The organism is Nostoc sp. (genome assembly GCF_036917575.1).
Classification (GTDB): domain Bacteria; phylum Cyanobacteriota; class Cyanobacteriia; order Cyanobacteriales; family Nostocaceae; genus Nostoc.
On sequence record NZ_JBALDC010000042.1, the window covers coordinates 98,404 to 115,026 of the forward strand.

Genomic DNA, 16,623 nt, shown 5'->3' on the forward strand with positions numbered 1-16,623 from the left:
TATATGGACGAAAATTAAGTAACTAAAAATAAGAACCAATGACAAATGACTACTGCCTTTGAAAGCGCAGGGCATCAATTGATTGAGCTGTAAGAAAAATTCCCAAAAAAATGTAACTGGCGAATAAAATCAAGGCGCTAGTATCAAAAATGCCTTGGGTTAAAGTGTTGTAATGTTTCAGCAACGACAGATAACCTAAAGCTTCGCCTACAGGGCCAGGGACAATTTTGGCGATTAAATCAATCAATAACAATAATAAGATTACTGCAAAGGTAAAAACGGCAGATAGAATTGTGCTGTCTGTTAATGAAGAAATAAACATTCCTACTGATAAAATTGCCGCCGCTAGTAAGATTAATCCAATATGACCGAGCAAGGGAATTGAGGGTGTCATTGGTGGATTTGAGCCGCTAATAGCGATCGCTTCCAACACTAGCATGGGTGCAACCATTGTGATAAAAAATGTGATCACGCCTAATAATTTACCTACAGCTACCGCCCAATTGGTGATTGGTGAGGTGGCTAATAGTTCTAAAGTGCCGCGCTTGCGTTCTTCGGCATAGAGTCCCATCGACAGTATGGGCAGAATAAACAACAATAGCCACCCCATGCGATCTAAAAATGCCCGGATAAATTCGTAGGGGACATCTATCGGTGGTACTGGTACTCCCAGTTGTTGTCCTTGTGCATCTATTGCCGCAACTCCTACCAAAATGCCGTCTGGCCCTAGCAAAATCATCACGAAGAATAACCCGGCGATGAACCAAAATATGCCTGCGATCGCGTAAGCTAAAGGCGATACAAAATAACTTTGTAACTCTCGGCGATAAATGGCAATAATATTACTCAGCACTATACCCATTTACGCTGCTTCTCCTTCGTTGTCTGCTGCTAAGTCTACCTCAGGATCGAAATTCTTTTCTTCTGTAGTTAGTTGCAAGAATACATCTTCTAAGGTAGCGTTAACCCGCCGCAGTTCGTGTAAACCGAATCCTGAACGCACTAATGTTATGGCAATATCGCGTCCTGGTTCTTTTCCCGGTTGCGATATCACCCGCAGGTAAGCGCGATTTTCCTGGGGTTGATGGTTGTGCATTCCGGCTGTGGGAATTGATTCTACCAAACTCACACCCGCAACCTTTTGTAATACCTGTTTTGCTAGGGCGGCTTCTCCTTCTATCTCTAGTTCATACCCTGAGCCGCCTGTCAACTGAGTCATCAGGTTTTCTGGTGTATTAGTTGCCACAACTTTACCGCGATTGATGATGGCGACGCGGCTACAAGTCATACTTACTTCTGGCAGAATGTGTGTGGAAAGAATAATTGTGTGAGTACCAGCAAGACTTTTAATTAAATTCCGCACCTCAATTATTTGTCGGGGATCGAGTCCAACGGTGGGTTCATCAAGAATGATTGCTGGAGGATCGTGAACGATCGCTTGAGCAATTCCTACACGTTGGCGATATCCTTTAGAAAGTTTGCGGATAATCACCCGCCGCTTGTCTTCTAAATTGCAGCGTTCGATGGCGGCTGTTACCTTGTTGGGGCGATCGCCTGCTGGAACTCCCTTAATTCGGGCGACAAAATGCAAAAATCCCTCCACCGTCATATCTGGATATAACGGCGGTGTTTCCGGTAAATAACCAATCCGTTGGCGCACAGCCAGGGAATTTTCATGGACATCATAACCAGCAATCCGGGCATTTCCATTAGTTGCCGGTAAATAACCAGCCAGAATCCGCATAGTTGTAGTTTTACCAGCGCCATTGGGGCCCAACAACCCTAAAATCTCCCCAGGCTCGACGCTAAAGGTGACATCAGTAATCGCTGGAGTAGAGCCGTATATTTTACTCAGATGTTCAACTTCAATCATCCGTATAGTGGCGATCGCAAATTATAGAATACCCAACAATCTTAGATCGCAATATTGGGTATGGAGGATTGGCACTAAGATTCGCCGACAACGGGTAAAGTTCCTGAAAAATCTCTTTGTATCAAAATAATTGATAACTCATAATTGATTATGTATATGAAATTAATAGAACTAATTGCATCAGTTCTATTAATTAGTTTTCTTTTTAGTTGTAGAGATTGTGAGGCTAAAATAACTGCAAATTTCAGTTACATAAAGCAGCTGCTGACAACTAAAAAATGTTCCAAGTGTGATTTAGGTGGTGCAGAGTTCTGTATTGTCCCCTTCCCCTTTAACCTTTACCCTTTTCCCCCCTCTTGCAAAAAGCACTTTTGCAAGAGGTCTATTCTTTTGTAAATGACCTGGAAATGCGATCGCTAATAAAGAGATGTCAACACTTTATCTGCTGCTGCTCGGAATGCAGTTGCAGCACCAGCGCTCATATCCCGTGGCGCACAAATGCGATTTCTTACATAGGCAAGTGCGATCGCACCAATCGCAGCCGCAGTGGGATCGGCATTATCTTTACCACCCACGCGTCCCCACGGTAATGCTGCACCATTGCCATTGATCAGATAGTCAGCTAGCAATCTGAGGTGAAAATCAACCGTTTCTTTAACGGCTGTTGTGTCGCCATTGACCGCCAATGCTTGCACCCCAGAGTTTTTCAGAATATCTCCTAAAGCAACTTCTCGGTTATCAGTCAACCTCTCAGCCGCTTCGGCCCGAAATTGGATTTCTTGGCTAACAGTTGGGTCAGGGGGCAAAGGATTACCGATTGGTGTCACGCCCCATCGGCGACGCAAAAGTAAATTGTTGGTAGTATCATCCGATTTGACGCGGTGATAAGCAGGACGCTGTTTGAGCGCTTCAAACCAAGCGTTGATCCGAGGATACCGGGGATTTCCCTTGAGATGATATCCCCGATAAACGGGTAAGTTAGCCGCCAATCTATCTAAATGGGGACTATAGGTAATATCTACCACGCTAAATGTTGATAAAAAGTATGGGCCAGGATACTTTCCGAGAAGTTGCTCCAATTCGTCTAATTTCGCTTCAAAAGCTGCTTGTAAGCTTGCTAATTCATTCGGATCTTCTGGAGCTTGTCTAAGAAATTTATAAGCGATATCTCTGATACCATTGGTTTCAGCATCCTCAAGCCACTGCCTAGCAACGGCGTTTTCCTCTGGGTTTTCAGGAAGCAAGGTTGACCCAAATCTTTCTTCTAAGGCTAACAGAATATCTTTGGATTCATAAACTAACTTGTCCTCAATTTTCGCCGCCGGGACAAGGGTTGTGGGAACTAAATCAATATACCATTTAGGCTTGTTAGTCAAGTCGATAAACTCTGTTGCAAAAGGAATTTCTTTTTCTTCGAGAGCAAACCAAACCCGTTCACAAAATGGACACCAAGAGTTGGTATCGCGGTAGAGCAGTACTGGTGGTTCTGTATCTGGTGGCAGTTTATGGAGACTGCTAGGTATGGGAGCAGTAGAAGGAGATTGCCCTGGTCTACGCACCCGTCGAGCCGGGGTATTTTTTCGGGCAATTTCTAATAGTTGTTCCCAATTAGCTACTGTGTCTTGAATTGACATATTTTACCTTGGTTTAAGTTAAGTTTATTTCCACAAATGAGTCAGAGTTGATTTATAAAGTAAATCTAAGTACGGTGCTTTAGGCTAAAGCCATAACACACCATACTGGCGTAGCAAGGCTAAATTGTTGCAAAAAAATTGAAGTTGGGTTTTGTTTTCCAACACTCCAATCAATATAGGGTTTGGTGTAACTCAACCCAAACTACATCTATTTTTTAATAGATAAAAAGCTAAAATTTTGAACTTTGACCGTTAAGTACTGTAAATCTATATGCTTATCGTAGTTAACGGTGATTATCACATGAAAATAGTTTGAAAGCAAGATTTAATATATCTATTTTTTGACTTACTGAAGCCGTCAAAATCAGAAAAACCTCTATAAATTCGAGTCATATAGAGGAAAAAAACCTGAAGTTAAAAAATATACTTAAACAAACAAGTGTATAAAGTCAAGTTAAGAGCTGCTAATAATCTAAAATACTTGCTTGCAATTTCATCGAATGTAGCCTAAGAGTGAAGCACCCCATCCAATGAAGGCGCTACCAAAGACTAATATCGTATCCGTTTAAAGACTTATCATTTAGACCGCAGGGGGGCAGGGAGCTCTTAGCAGGGGGAAAGAGGCTTTTGCCCTTTTTGCACAGATGCGAGAATTATAGCTAATTAAGCGGACATGATATAACCATGCAGGATTGATACGAAAGTGAATGGCTAAAATGGCTGAGACGATCGCGATCGCCGCGCGGATTCCAAGCGCACGCGTTGGCACCGTTGAAATTCGACCTGTAATTGAAGTTGCAGGCTTGCCAGAGAATTTTTCAAGAGGGAGTAGAGATAAGGGAGTAGGGAGTAGGGAACCCATGCCTAAAGACATGGGATTGGAATAATGACGTTTTATGTCTCGTACTACGTATCTCGACATAATTATTTGATTGTTAGGGGGCTTTAGACCCTAAACTTTAGTATTTATTGCACATCTCTACTCCCTACTCCCTACTCTCTGTTTTTCGTAACTGCACTCAACCTCAACCCAAAAGGAGAGATAACGATGACAACCAAAAGCACGATCGCAACTAATGAAGTTCAGATTCGCCAACTAATTACCGAGCAACAACGTGCCATCTGCACCAAGGATGTTGAGCAAATTATGTCCCATTATGCCACCGAAGTGATCATCTTCGATGTTAAACCTCCTTTCCAAACCCAAGGAAAAGATGCTTGGAGTCAAGTGTGGTGAGAATGTTTGCCTTACTTCCCCGATACCTTTGAGATTGAAACACGAGACCTCAAAATTACTGTCAGTGAAAACTTAGCGGTTGCACATTGGCTATTTCGCTTCACACGAACCCAAAACCATCCAGCAATGCAGACGTGGATGCGCGTCACCACTGTCTGCCAGAAAAATCAAGGCAAATGGCAGATATTACACGAACATCTCTCGGTTCTATTTGATCCAGAGACTTCTCAAGCTGTATTCACGCTCAACCCATAAACTAATCTACTGAGCCAACGCTATGAAACTTAATCCTTATCTCATGTTCAACGGCAACTGTGAGGCAGCGTTCAAGTTCTACGAACACTGTCTTGGCGGCAAAATTGTCATGATGCGCCGTACAATAATTCAAAAGAAGAATCCATGAATACTCAAATTTTCGTTAATCTGCCAGTCAAAAACCTCAATCAATCAATCGAGTTCTTTACTCAACTCGGCTTTGAGTTTAATTCTCAATTCACTGACGAAACTTCCACCTGTATGATTGTGTCCGAAAACATTTTCGTCATGCTCTTGACCCATGAGAAGTTTAAGACGTTTACTCCCAAAGAAATTTGTGATGCCACAAAAAGCACAGAAGTGCTTGTGTGTTTATCTTCTGATAGCCGAGAACAAGTTGATGAAATAGTTCGCAAGGCTGTCGCCGCTGGTGGAACAATCTACAATGAACCGCAAGATCATGGTTTTATGTATGGACATGGATTCGCTGACTTAGATGGCCACATTTGGGAAATTATCTACATGGAGCCAAGCGCAATAAATCAAGGTTGAAAATTTCATGTTTGAGGAATTATAGTAGTTCCCATTCAGATGTAGTACAACGTCATATCGTATCTGTATGGGAACCACTATAGCTGTAATACACAAATGCAAATACTCTTACCGAAGGGAGGGGAAAAGGGGAAAGGAAAAAAGGGGTGCATGAGGAAATTATTTTAAATACGCATAAAATTTTTTCTTTTCTTTTCCCTAATACGGGTTTAAAGCCCCCTCGATCTCACGTGGTTTTATTTTGGTGTTATTGTCACAATCAAGAACTCCAAAATCCTTACCCTTTCCCCCTCTTCGTGAACTTTTTCAAATAGCTCTTTGCCGCACATGTCGCCCATCAAACCCTTGCTTAATCCAGTTCAGACATTCATATTCAGATTTGAATAACTTTGGAGCTGCAATATTATTCAATAACTCTGGTGGGTAATGGTCATAAAAATATTTATCTCCTTCTTGGAAGATGATAATTAAATTGTTCCGATAAACATAGCGAGACTTAAAACTATCCCCCAGATGAACAGACTCGGAATTTTGATCGATATGCTCTTTAGCAATATCAATAATGTTACTAACCTCACCTCCATAGATTTGTGCTGGATTTTCTGCTTTATGAAATTCGCTTCTGTGCCCAATTTCAGATAGCATTTTATACGAATAAATTTCGTAATTATCCGCCTTGCCAAAAACAAATGGAATAATGAGATATCCTTTATATGAAACTGATTTTTCATAAAGAAGACGACTCATATCAACCTCCTTTGGTAGAACTACTCTGAAAAAACTTTTACTTTAATAAAAAAGTATGACAACACCAATTATCTACTAAATACGCTCACAATAAACTGAGTTGATTAGGGGGATGCTCAAGGTTATTCCAAGGTAGGGGTGGAACTGGTGTACTACTCTGTTCTAATAGCTGTTGGAAGTGACGGGCTGTGTTGGGCGATCGCGCTTCTATTGGACAATGGACAAAGAAATAAATTCGCACTCCCATCTGTAACCATTGCTGAATCTGCCTTACCCACTCTTCCATAAATGGCTGATTCACTGATAAATTCGGATGAGAAATAAACCGAATTAAAGTAAAAGATGCTGTCACACTCAATTGCAACGGTAATTTCGGTTTGCGCCGTTCCGATTGTAATTGTGGGTCATCATCTCCAGTGTAAATGGGGCGTGAGTCTAACAGTACTCGTCCGACACCTAACTTTTCTAAAAGCGCCGTCAAATTACTAGCATGGGGTTCCTTGAACCAGTCGGGATGCCGAACTTCCACTGCTAGGGGTGATTCTGTACGCGGCCAAGCTTCCAGAAAGTTGGACAAATCGTCAAGTAATGCAGGTGCATAGCTGGGTGGTAACTGGGCAAATATTGGCCCAAGATGCTTACCTAAAGGGCGCATCCCTTCCAGAAATTTTAAAGCAGTCGGAATATAAGGTTTTAGCAATCCTTTATGGGTAATATCTCGTGGTAATTTTAGACAAAATTCAAAACCTGCTGGTGTGTCGGCAGCCCAACGGGTTACAGTTTCTTGGTTAGGCACGGCATAAAAGGTGGTATTACCTTCTACAGTGGTGAAGCGACGACTGTAGAGATGCAGAAAATCGGCAGTGCGAGTACCTTGGGGATAGAGTTCGCCTACCCAACCTTTATATGCCCAAACAGCACAACCGATAAAAAAGTTCACAGTGCCTAAAAGCCTTGATGTATCATATTCAATTTTACAGGCATATAGCAGTTTTCAATTGCATTGCATAAGAGTAATTTATGTACTGATACATTTTAGTTAAGGGTGATTGGTGTAGATAATTGGTTTTTAAGACACGATAAATCGCGTCTCTACATGAGCGATAAATTGCGTATCTACATGAGAGTTTTGGTGTTATGGCACAACCTCACTTATTGATAAATTGAACCATCAGGCATAATTGCCCCTGCTAAGTTAGTCCCAACTAATTTAACCAGAAGACGCTCACCAGAGCGAATCCGCGCTCCCGTCAAGTCGGCTCCTCGCAAGTCGGCCCCACTGAGATCCGCTCCAATCAAATTAGCAGCGCGTAAATTCGCTTCCCTGAGATCGGCTAAAAGTAGGTTTGCCCGAAATAGATTTGCTTCAGATAAATCTGCACCTCTGAGGTTGACTTTGTGCATAAAACTATCGCTGAGATTAGCACCACTCAAATTGGCATAACTTAGATTTCTGCCAGATAAGTCTTTATTGCTCAAATTTGCGCGACTGTAGTCTTTGCCGCTTAAATCTGAGTTTTGTTTTGGTGGTTTCTGGGTTGGTTGAGATGGTTTTTCCTGTTGAGGTGACGGTGAGTAATGTGTGGTTTGATATGTAGTTTGATATGTAGTTTGCTGTGTAGTTTGATGAGTGGTTTGATGTGTGGTTTGAGGTTTGGTTTTTAGAGAGCGCAACTTTTCACGAGCTTCATTTATAGCTTTCAGCTTGTCTTGTGCTTTCTGCTGTAAACGGAGATTGTCTTTGGGAATGCGATCGGGATGCCAAACAAAGACTAAATCTTTGTAAGCCTGGTTTACTTCTTCAAGTGTTGCTCCAGGCTCTAATTCCAAAATTCTATAGTACCGCTCCAGATCGCTCATACGATATTTTGGTGGACAATCAACTTAATTATGAGTGATGGAGCCATCTATACGCTGCATTATTTATTATGGATTATAGGATATGAAGCATGGGCAGAGACTTAAGGATAAGGAGAATTGGAGCAAGGGGAAGGGAAAGACTTGTTACAAGTTCTAACTTTAGTCCCCTTGTCCCCTGCTTTCCTGCTTTCCTGCTCATCTCCCCATCTCTCCATTTCTCCATCGAGCGATCGCTCTAAAATATGCTGCGACTGGAATTTGATAAACTTCTATATAAATCCAAACAATAATTGATAAATGTGATAAGAAGGTTAATATTGTCCAAATATATGGCATCCAGGTAATGGGTTCTTTCAGATTAGCAGGAAAATAGTAAGCTACTATGCCAATTAGAGTAGTAGGAAAAATTATAAAAATTGCTGCTGCTAGTCCATAACCCCAACCTAATTCCACACCTTCCAACTGGCCTTCTGTCCAACTAAACCCATTCCAACGCCAAATTAAAGGTGGTTGCCTAGAAGGCATCTTGATTTGCTGTTGTTCTAAGTTGACTGTAAAAATCTCTTGGCAAAAGTCGCAAGCCATAGCTTCCATCAATGGCATGTGAGAAATCTTACCTATTCGACAGACTGGGCAGGGATAAGCTCCATAATAGTCGAAAGATTGGGTTAAGATTTTGGAACTGGGCATAATCAGACTGATGATCCTAAAAAATTGATCTGGTTAATGAGAATTTGGGTAATAATGTATGACGGTTGTCGATTCCCTGCAATCAGCTTTCGTAAGATGAAATCATAAGTCAGGAGAATTATATATTTTAACTTCTCAATCCTGGCTTTTTGTTTTGAGGTTATATAACTATCGTAATGTCTAATGACAAGCCGCTTTTTTCGCTACGCAAATAAACAACTAGTACAATCTAGAACAGGGTGTGATTTTGAATTGTGCAAAGCGTGATTAGTCTTAATCCCCAGAGTTGTACTGAGTCTATCGCTTTTTTATAGTTTATGCAGGTCTTGACAAAGCCGACTTTTCCTGCTATTTTTAAAGTCATATAGGTATATTTGTTAATTTTTCTAGCAAAAATTCCGCAAATGCTTAACACAAATTCCTACTTTTATTTTTGGTTTGGGGTGGTTCACCGGGAGTGAATTAAGTTTCCTAATGGAAACCGCCCAGTGAACCGCAGAGCAAACTCTGCGGTTTTTGTTTTTTTAAGGAGAATTTCATTGTCATGACTTATTTCAGTAGCTGGTTTTACGGCTTTTACTTTTGGCCCAGAATAAATTCCGGGTAAATAGCGTCATGCCAATAAATCAGAACGCGCCCGGAACTCTTGAAGGTTTCGGGCTTTTTTATTGTTATCGGGGACTGGGGATTGGAAAATAACTCTTGTCCTAATCCCCAATAACTAATACCCCATACCCAATATCCAATACTTAATTTCTCTGGAGAATGTAATCATGATTAATGCCAAACTTGCTGCACAATCCCATCTAAACCACCAGACAATCGTTAAAATCTCGAAAGAAGTCGCTTTCGGCGGTAAAGAATTGGTAATCATCGGTGGCCCCTGCACTGTTGAAAGCTTAGAACAAATGGAGATAGTCGCCGAAAAGTTATCTACTGCATCAGTACAGGGGTTGCGTGGCGGTGTTTACAAACCCCGCACATCTCCTTATGCTTTCCAGGGTATGGGAGAGTCAGGGTTAGAGATTTTAGCCAAGGTGCGATCGCATTACGATATGCCAGTTGTCACGGAGGTGATGTCAATTTCCCAAATTGAAGTAGTCGCCGCCCACGCTGATATGCTGCAAGTTGGTAGCCGCAATATGCAAAACTTTGATTTGCTCAAAGCTTTGGGACAAGCTGGTAAACCAATACTGCTCAAACGTGGTTTAGCAGCGACTATAGAAGAGTTTGTCATGGCTGCTGAATATATCCTCAGCCACGGTAATCCTGATGTGGTGTTGTGCGAAAGAGGTATTCGCAGCTTCGATGATTACACCCGTAACGTCCTAGATTTAGGGGCAGTGGCAGCACTCAAGCAAATAACTCACTTGCCTGTAATTGTAGATCCTTCTCATGCTGTTGGTAAACGGGAGTTGGTCGCACCTGTGGCTAGGGCTGCGATCGCTTGCGGTGCAGATGGATTAATTATTGAATGTCACCCAGAACCAGAAAAATCTGTTTCTGATGCCCGTCAAGCACTTTCTTTGGAAGATATGGTGCATTTAGTTAATAGTTTAAAGCCTGTAGCCACAGCCGTTGGGCGTATTATATCATCAGATGTCGGGGCGGGCTTGTCACCTGCCCCGATTTTTTGTGCTGCTTAAATTTCACACAAGGCGAACGCTTGAATGTTTGAAGTCAAAATATTTCTTTTGGCTTAAGGATAAATAGCGATCGCTTTTATAAAATTAAGTTGTTACTTCAGCTATTCTATTTGTTCTCAAACATATTTTTGCAACACAATCTTTTATACATAGCAATCCTATCTGGTTTGTGAAAATTCTTGGTGTCCAGATCCCCGACTTCGTAAAAGTTGTCAGGGATCTAACTTTTCACGACTGATTTAGAATTGCTATATAAATCTAAATTATCCTTTTAACAAATAAGACTATTTGATTTTATTCTATAAATCGTTTTATCCTGAAATCAGTAGATATTTTAATTTCTACTAAATTGTTTAAACAAGTTTTAGTATACCGAGCTTTCAACTTTGATAATCCAAAGAAGGACAATAACTAAATGCTAGAGCAGCAGATTGATTGCCCCATCAGACCTAAGACAAGTGCGATGAGTGTAAAACTTTTTCAAATCACTCTAGTGATATTAATATTGTTAATCGACTTAGTAATTGCTTTCCCCTCTTTGGCAGAAAGTACGCTTTCTTTAACTAGCAATCCTAACAACTTTCGAGTTGGGCAAAAAGTCATTTGGCTTTACAAACCCCGCACAGATTCTAGCGATGTCCAAAAAATTCCTGCCGAAATAGTCAAGTTAAGTTCTAAGCAAGTGCAAATCAAGGTTTACAAACATAACAACGAATTTGTCAATCGTTGGGTGAATCCAAACAAGCTTGAGAATTCCACAAAAATTAAATAGTCAGTACTCTAAAATTTCGCTAATTTAATCGGTGCTGCTATAACAATTTTAAATGAGATTGTGAAAATTATTATTATGGTCATTCTTGGTGATTTGTCCTTTATTATTTACAATTACAAAGGACAAATGACTAATGACAGCCAACTCCAAAAATATTTCACAAATGATTTAGGACTGCTATAGTTAAAATTCTCTTGTGTGGGTTTTGTTTTGATAATTAGCATCTTCAGTACCAAGCAGTTTGTCCCAGAACGTAAAATACAAACCGTAATGTACTTTATATTTGCGATGATGTATGGAATGATGCATAGAACCAATAAGCCACTTTCCAATCCAGTAACTTTTAGAGGAGGGAAATAGTTCAAATCCGAGATGGGTAAACACTGCCCACACTGTCATAGTTATAAGTGCAGCAACTAAGGTGACAAAATGCAGTGGAACTATGAAGCTTACACCTACAAAAAAAAGTGCTTGTACGATCGCTTCTGGTAAATCGAAGGCAGAGGAACTCCAGGGTGTTGGCTCGCCTGAACGGTGGTGTCCATAATGCATCCATCTAAAAATTAGCGGCTGATGAAACATCCGATGGACAAAATAAAAGTAAGTATCCTGAAGAATTAGCACTACAATAAAGCTAACTATTAAATACCACAGTCCGTATTTCCAGATGTCAGTGTATAACAGCGTTGCTCCCAAATTATACTCTGAGATCATAAATGCTCCAGAAATAGCGAAAACTACTGTGGAGATTACTGATAATTCAATATCCTTTTTTATCGAACAAGTCATTAACGGTTTCAAACGCAAACTCTTGTTGGCGAGATACTTGCCCAGAATTAAATAAAAGAGCAAGTATGCTCCACCAGCAATCAGAAAGTATCGAGCAAGAGTGATACCGAAGAAGGAAAAGCAATAATACCAAAATGAGTGGTTCGTCAATTAGACCCATCCGTAATATTAATTCGGTGAAATGAAAATGCTGATCATGTCCAATTGTTTTGGTCTTCATTACCAAAAATAAGCAAATTACGATTTAATTTGTTAATAGACAAAACCCACTGCTTATTTTACAGCATTAAGTAGTTTAGCAAATATATATTAAATTTTATTAAGAAAAGTTAAACTAATTTTAGTATATCTATAAAATATAAGTTATTACTATTCATGAAAAAAAGGTTATTGGTTAACTGAAATTGTGGTAAATACCTAATTTTGCAACCAAGCTATAATTTATTTAAATCGTTCGTTTATATTGTATATTCTAACAAGAACTGGCTTGATTTTTAAACAATTGTGTTTTTCAATACATAAAAAAACTTTTAACTCACTTTTTTCTACGTTTACTTTTTATAAATTATTTTGCTTGCATATTTTATTTTTGAATAATGTCTGATCAAGTCTTGAAATTACAAAGAATATTAAGTCTGGGTAATTACTTATAATACGGTTTATCAATGTATATTGCTTACATTTTCTTCTTGCTTCAATTTGGAAGTGTCGGCACTACCCAGTCACTAAGCAGTTACCGTAGAGAAGGACTGATAAAACTCTCAATGCGCTACAACAGAAAAAACCTTCTGCTAAATCTGTGAAAAAAAGAGTAACACTTACCTTCCCGAAACGTGCTGTGCAAATGCCAGTCACTTACGTACTGGCCAAAGAGTTCAACGTCGCCGCTAATATTATCCGCGCCCAAGTTGCCCCAAATCAAATTGGCAAACTGGTAGTGGAATTATCGGGAGATATCGATCAATTAGATGCAGCGATCGAGTGGATGCGATCGCGTAATGTTAATGTTTCTTCTACATTAGGCGAAATTGCGATCGACGAGGATGTGTGTGTACACTGTGGCTTGTGTACTGGGGTTTGTCCTACTGAAGCTCTCACCCTCCAGCCAGAGACATACAAGTTGACATTCACGCGATCGCGCTGTATTGTCTGCGAACAGTGTATCCCTACTTGTCCTGTACAAGCAATCTCTACTAACATTTAAGATTACCGCATACACCACGGAGGATTGCCCATCCAAGTTTCTCAGCAATCCAAAATCTAAAATCTAAAATTGAATTTAGCCCAACTTAAACACATCCGCTATTACACCACCATCACCCACCAGCCTACTTTTTGCTGGAGAGTCATAAACTACCAATAGCGAAGGTATACCAGCTACATCCTGAAACAGCGCCATTCCCTCAGCGTGTTCTTCTCGATTTCCATAAGGAATATCTTGCACAAAACCAGGATTGCTGAAGACATTTTCTCGTAAATTCACACCATTTACCCAACGATAAACTTGCACAGGGCCATCTAAATCCATCGTTGGGCCGGCTAATATCAACAAATCTTGATCATCTACATACAAATCTCTAATTCCCAAACCATTCAAGCAAATAAAATGCTTTTTATATAACTCTTTTAATTCCCCAATTTGCTTTAATTTCATCAGTCCAGGGGTAGAATCTTCTAACTCTATTTCCAGCACCACAGCCCAACCCCGTAATACAGGGCCCCGCAAACCCAGGAAGATGCGGTTTTGATAAATGCCTATTCCTTCAATATCAAAGCCATTATCCTTTCCGGGAATTCCTGCTTGAATAAACAAGCCAAGATGGGCATCATCTGCTAAAGCTGTCATCAGCAAATTACCCTGATTCGTCACTTCTAGTTTAGCGGCATTCAATTGCACATCTGGCTTTTCGGGATGTGGGCAAGATGAGAATAGCTTACCGTCTATTAGAGGAATCCGCCCTAAAATGTAACGGTTAGGTTCTGATTCAATTTTTGCTAGCCTTTTAAAGTTTTTAGCATCTGTATTTTCCGGTTTAGATTTTTTGCGTTTGTAGCTGTGAGAACCAACAAACCATAAGTAATTATCAGCGTAAGCCAGTCCTTCTATATCAATTTCTTCTTCTTCTGGTGCGGGTAAATTGATAAAATCTGCTACTTTAAATTGTTGATGTTCTGTAAATTTATCAGTATCAACCAAAGATAAACGCTCAATGGTTGAGGTTTCATCTGACCCCAACCATAAATACTTCTCATGTGTTAGTAGTACTGCTGATAAGTCTTCTCTATGTTCTTTAAAAGAATCTACAAAAGTCAATAAAACTTGATTTAACAAATGTAAGTTGGGCATTTTAAATTATATTGATATTTATAAAAATGGAAATATTGATATTATAATATATTATTTAATTATTACGAAAGATTATCTTAAAACTATAGCTAGTATTAACTTGAAAATATGAACTACTATTTAAACCTTTGACAGATATTACAGATTTATAAAAGAGTATACAACTATCAATAGTCATAGCTAAAAAATATTAAAAGTAGATGTAAATTATTAAATAATATTGTTATTATGCATTAATCTCATGAGGTAATAATTCAAACCATTATGAAATTAGCTACACAACCCACCGTAAAAACTCTCGGTGACTACGCCTACCAAGCGATTGAAAAACACTTTAAGAAAACCTTGAAGTGGGAAAAATCAGTGAAGAAAGATGAAGATCCAGAAGCGCTACACCAAATGCGGGTGGGAATGCGCCGCCTACGGACAGCAGTAACTCGGTTTGGGTTAGCGGTGGATGTATCGAAACCAGTCAGCGATAAAAATATTGGTAAAATAGCTCGTCGTCTTGGTAATCTGCGAGATTTAGACGTACTCAAAGAAAGTTTGGAAAATAATTACAAACCAAACTTACCCCGCAAAGAACAGGAATCTCTACAAATAGCTTTTGCCGCTTTGGAAAAACAACGTGAAGATGTACAATCGAGCGTGCAGAAAACATTAAATGATGAATCTTACAAGTCTTTAAAAGATGCATTGAATAAGTGGTTAGACAAACCTACTTATCAACCTTTGGCATCTATTGCCATTCAGCAAGTTCTACCAGACTTACTTTTACCAGAAGTAAGTAACTTCTTATTGCATCCGGGCTGGCTAATTGGTACTGAAATTATAGAATCAGAAGTTAAGATCCAGAAAAACTGGAAACCAAAAAAGATAGAAAAACAATTGACAACAGAAGGTGAAAATCTTCATAGTTTACGAAAAGAAGCTAAACGTATACGCTATCAAATGGAGTTATTTACTGACTTATATGGCGAATCTTACGAAGTTTATATTACAGAAGTGAAAAATATCCAAGAAATTTTGGGTACGATGCAAGATAGTGCCGTTTTAACTGACTGGCTTGCAGATGTCTACAAATCAGAAATTCAGACTGAGTTGCCCACCCTTACTAATTTGTTAACTGAAAATCGTTACGAGTCGTGGCAGCAGTGGCAACCTTTGCAAGAACGGTATCTGAAAACTGAAACCAGACATAGTTTTCATTTAACAATATTGCACCCGCTTTCAGGAGTAATCAGTTAAAAGTTATTGTTTGTTGGGCAAGGATTGGACTAACGAATAGATAATTAAATAGAAGCTTATAGAGACAAAAGATAAACATTGCTCTGGAGAATTTGTACAATATGGTTTTCTTTGGCTAAATCAAACCTGAAATTAGTCTAATAGTGCTTTCTAACATTATTCCCCGCTCAATTTGTCCAGGGAGTACTTTGCCTGAAAAAGTTCTAGGTACTTCTAACAATCCTGCCCTAACAGAGCTATTCTCAATGATTTTACTAGTTTGTACATAGTTAAATTAAAGAGCATTTTCAGTTCTACCCGAAAACGAGATTTGAGGAGATTTGAAAACGAGTCAGGGATAAAAAAGACGGGTTGCAGCCCGTCTAAATAGCTTGAAAGTGCAAATACACCTTATATAGTATTGAAAATAACACAGTTAATTTTCTTAGAGTTGCCAATTTGCCTGAGCTAAAATTGCAGTCATTTTTACCAGAGTAATGTTGCAGATGCGTTGCTACAAAGTACAGAACCAACCGTTCATGCCATCGGTGCTGCCGTAAAACAGAATCTTAAAACTAGCGAACAATTGCTAGAGTGAAAACCCTCAATTTCTTATTATAGAGAGAAATTAAGCGAATTTAGAGTATTGTCTAACAAACTTTGGGTATCATACATAACTATAAACTCCGCAGACAAATAATTTGCAAAACTTAATATTAGTGAAACTAATAATTAGTATTTCATAAGATTGTGATTGCCAGCACATCTTTTTTTATAGCGATCGTGTAGGCTCATATCTCCTGGGTAAAATTACTAAATAAATTTATGGTAATTTAAGCACCAAGCAGCAGCATCCCTAATTCTGCTGTGCTATTAAACTTACTTACAATTTGCAATTTGATTATTTAATTTTTGAGCAATTATTAGGTAGCTAAACGGTAAGTTTGGTTGCTAGAGAGCATTCCATAATTACATTTAGTACTGACGTAGCCGT

Annotated in this window: 17 protein-coding genes; 8 read left to right on the plus strand and 9 right to left on the minus strand. The window is 39.4% G+C overall.

The window, feature by feature from the left end; translation table 11 throughout:
• Positions 1 to 49: 49 nt before the first annotated feature.
• From V7K79_RS11030 to V7K79_RS11040, 3 genes are all read right to left on the minus strand, one after another.
• Positions 50 to 862: an ABC transporter permease gene (locus tag V7K79_RS11030; RefSeq protein ID WP_335047484.1), complete on the minus strand. Its 813-nt coding sequence runs from the start codon at positions 860 to 862 to the stop codon at positions 50 to 52.
• A complete protein-coding gene (locus V7K79_RS11035) occupies positions 863 to 1,873 on the minus strand; it encodes an ABC transporter ATP-binding protein (protein ID WP_335047487.1) in 1,011 nt (336 codons plus the stop codon).
• Between the two features lie 416 nt (positions 1,874 to 2,289).
• The gene (locus V7K79_RS11040) at positions 2,290 to 3,507 is read right to left on the minus strand and encodes a glutathione S-transferase family protein (RefSeq protein WP_335047490.1); all 1,218 of its coding nucleotides are present in this window, start codon (positions 3,505 to 3,507) and stop codon (positions 2,290 to 2,292) included.
• 707 nt (positions 3,508 to 4,214) lie between these two features.
• On the opposite strand from V7K79_RS11040, the gene V7K79_RS11045 reads away from it, so the two are divergent.
• From V7K79_RS11045 to V7K79_RS11060, 4 genes are all read left to right on the plus strand, one after another.
• Entirely contained in the window at positions 4,215 to 4,394 is a 180-nt protein-coding gene (locus V7K79_RS11045; protein WP_335047492.1) for a hypothetical protein, read from the plus strand.
• A 161-nt stretch (positions 4,395 to 4,555) separates the two neighbouring features.
• A complete protein-coding gene (locus V7K79_RS11050) occupies positions 4,556 to 4,744 on the plus strand; it encodes a YybH family protein (protein ID WP_335047495.1) in 189 nt (62 codons plus the stop codon).
• Positions 4,745 to 4,750: 6 nt separating this feature from the next.
• Positions 4,751 to 4,999 carry a YybH family protein gene (locus V7K79_RS11055; protein ID WP_335047498.1) on the plus strand — a complete coding sequence of 83 codons (249 nt, stop codon included), beginning with the start codon at positions 4,751 to 4,753 and terminating at the stop codon, positions 4,997 to 4,999.
• A 144-nt stretch (positions 5,000 to 5,143) separates the two neighbouring features.
• Positions 5,144 to 5,551: a VOC family protein gene (locus V7K79_RS11060; protein WP_335047500.1), complete on the plus strand. Its 408-nt coding sequence runs from the start codon at positions 5,144 to 5,146 to the stop codon at positions 5,549 to 5,551.
• A gap of 306 nt (positions 5,552 to 5,857) precedes the next feature.
• Here the strand turns inward: V7K79_RS11060 and V7K79_RS11065 are convergent, their stop codons facing one another.
• From V7K79_RS11065 to V7K79_RS11080, 4 genes are all read right to left on the minus strand, one after another.
• The gene (locus tag V7K79_RS11065) at positions 5,858 to 6,298 is read right to left on the minus strand and encodes a hypothetical protein (RefSeq protein ID WP_335047502.1); all 441 of its coding nucleotides are present in this window, start codon (positions 6,296 to 6,298) and stop codon (positions 5,858 to 5,860) included.
• An 85-nt stretch (positions 6,299 to 6,383) separates the two neighbouring features.
• A complete protein-coding gene (locus V7K79_RS11070) occupies positions 6,384 to 7,238 on the minus strand; it encodes a DUF72 domain-containing protein (RefSeq protein WP_335047505.1) in 855 nt (284 codons plus the stop codon).
• A gap of 212 nt (positions 7,239 to 7,450) precedes the next feature.
• Positions 7,451 to 8,158 carry a pentapeptide repeat-containing protein gene (locus V7K79_RS11075; protein WP_335047507.1) on the minus strand — a complete coding sequence of 236 codons (708 nt, stop codon included), beginning with the start codon at positions 8,156 to 8,158 and terminating at the stop codon, positions 7,451 to 7,453.
• Positions 8,159 to 8,353: 195 nt separating this feature from the next.
• Complete coding sequence (locus V7K79_RS11080; RefSeq protein ID WP_335047510.1) at positions 8,354 to 8,848, minus strand: hypothetical protein; 495 nt, start codon at positions 8,846 to 8,848, stop codon at positions 8,354 to 8,356.
• A gap of 773 nt (positions 8,849 to 9,621) precedes the next feature.
• On the opposite strand from V7K79_RS11080, the gene aroF reads away from it, so the two are divergent.
• Entirely contained in the window at positions 9,622 to 10,494 is an 873-nt protein-coding gene (aroF, locus tag V7K79_RS11085; RefSeq protein ID WP_335047513.1) for a 3-deoxy-7-phosphoheptulonate synthase, read from the plus strand.
• A 415-nt stretch (positions 10,495 to 10,909) separates the two neighbouring features.
• Complete coding sequence (locus V7K79_RS11090) at positions 10,910 to 11,266, plus strand: hypothetical protein (protein ID WP_335047515.1); 357 nt, start codon at positions 10,910 to 10,912, stop codon at positions 11,264 to 11,266.
• Positions 11,267 to 11,449: 183 nt separating this feature from the next.
• Here the strand turns inward: V7K79_RS11090 and V7K79_RS11095 are convergent, their stop codons facing one another.
• Positions 11,450 to 12,205 (minus strand): sterol desaturase family protein, encoded by a 756-nt coding sequence (locus tag V7K79_RS11095; protein ID WP_335047517.1) that lies wholly within the window; start codon positions 12,203 to 12,205, stop codon positions 11,450 to 11,452.
• Between the two features lie 649 nt (positions 12,206 to 12,854).
• On the opposite strand from V7K79_RS11095, the gene V7K79_RS11100 reads away from it, so the two are divergent.
• On the plus strand, positions 12,855 to 13,259 hold the full coding sequence (locus V7K79_RS11100) for an NIL domain-containing protein (RefSeq protein WP_094347724.1): 405 nt from the start codon (positions 12,855 to 12,857) through the stop codon (positions 13,257 to 13,259).
• A gap of 75 nt (positions 13,260 to 13,334) precedes the next feature.
• Here V7K79_RS11100 and V7K79_RS11105 read toward each other — a convergent pair whose 3' ends face one another.
• On the minus strand, positions 13,335 to 14,402 hold the full coding sequence (locus V7K79_RS11105) for a DUF3616 domain-containing protein (RefSeq protein ID WP_335047519.1): 1,068 nt from the start codon (positions 14,400 to 14,402) through the stop codon (positions 13,335 to 13,337).
• 264 nt (positions 14,403 to 14,666) lie between these two features.
• On the opposite strand from V7K79_RS11105, the gene V7K79_RS11110 reads away from it, so the two are divergent.
• The gene (locus V7K79_RS11110; protein ID WP_335047522.1) at positions 14,667 to 15,650 is read left to right on the plus strand and encodes a CHAD domain-containing protein; all 984 of its coding nucleotides are present in this window, start codon (positions 14,667 to 14,669) and stop codon (positions 15,648 to 15,650) included.
• The last annotated feature ends 973 nt before the right edge of the window (positions 15,651 to 16,623 follow it).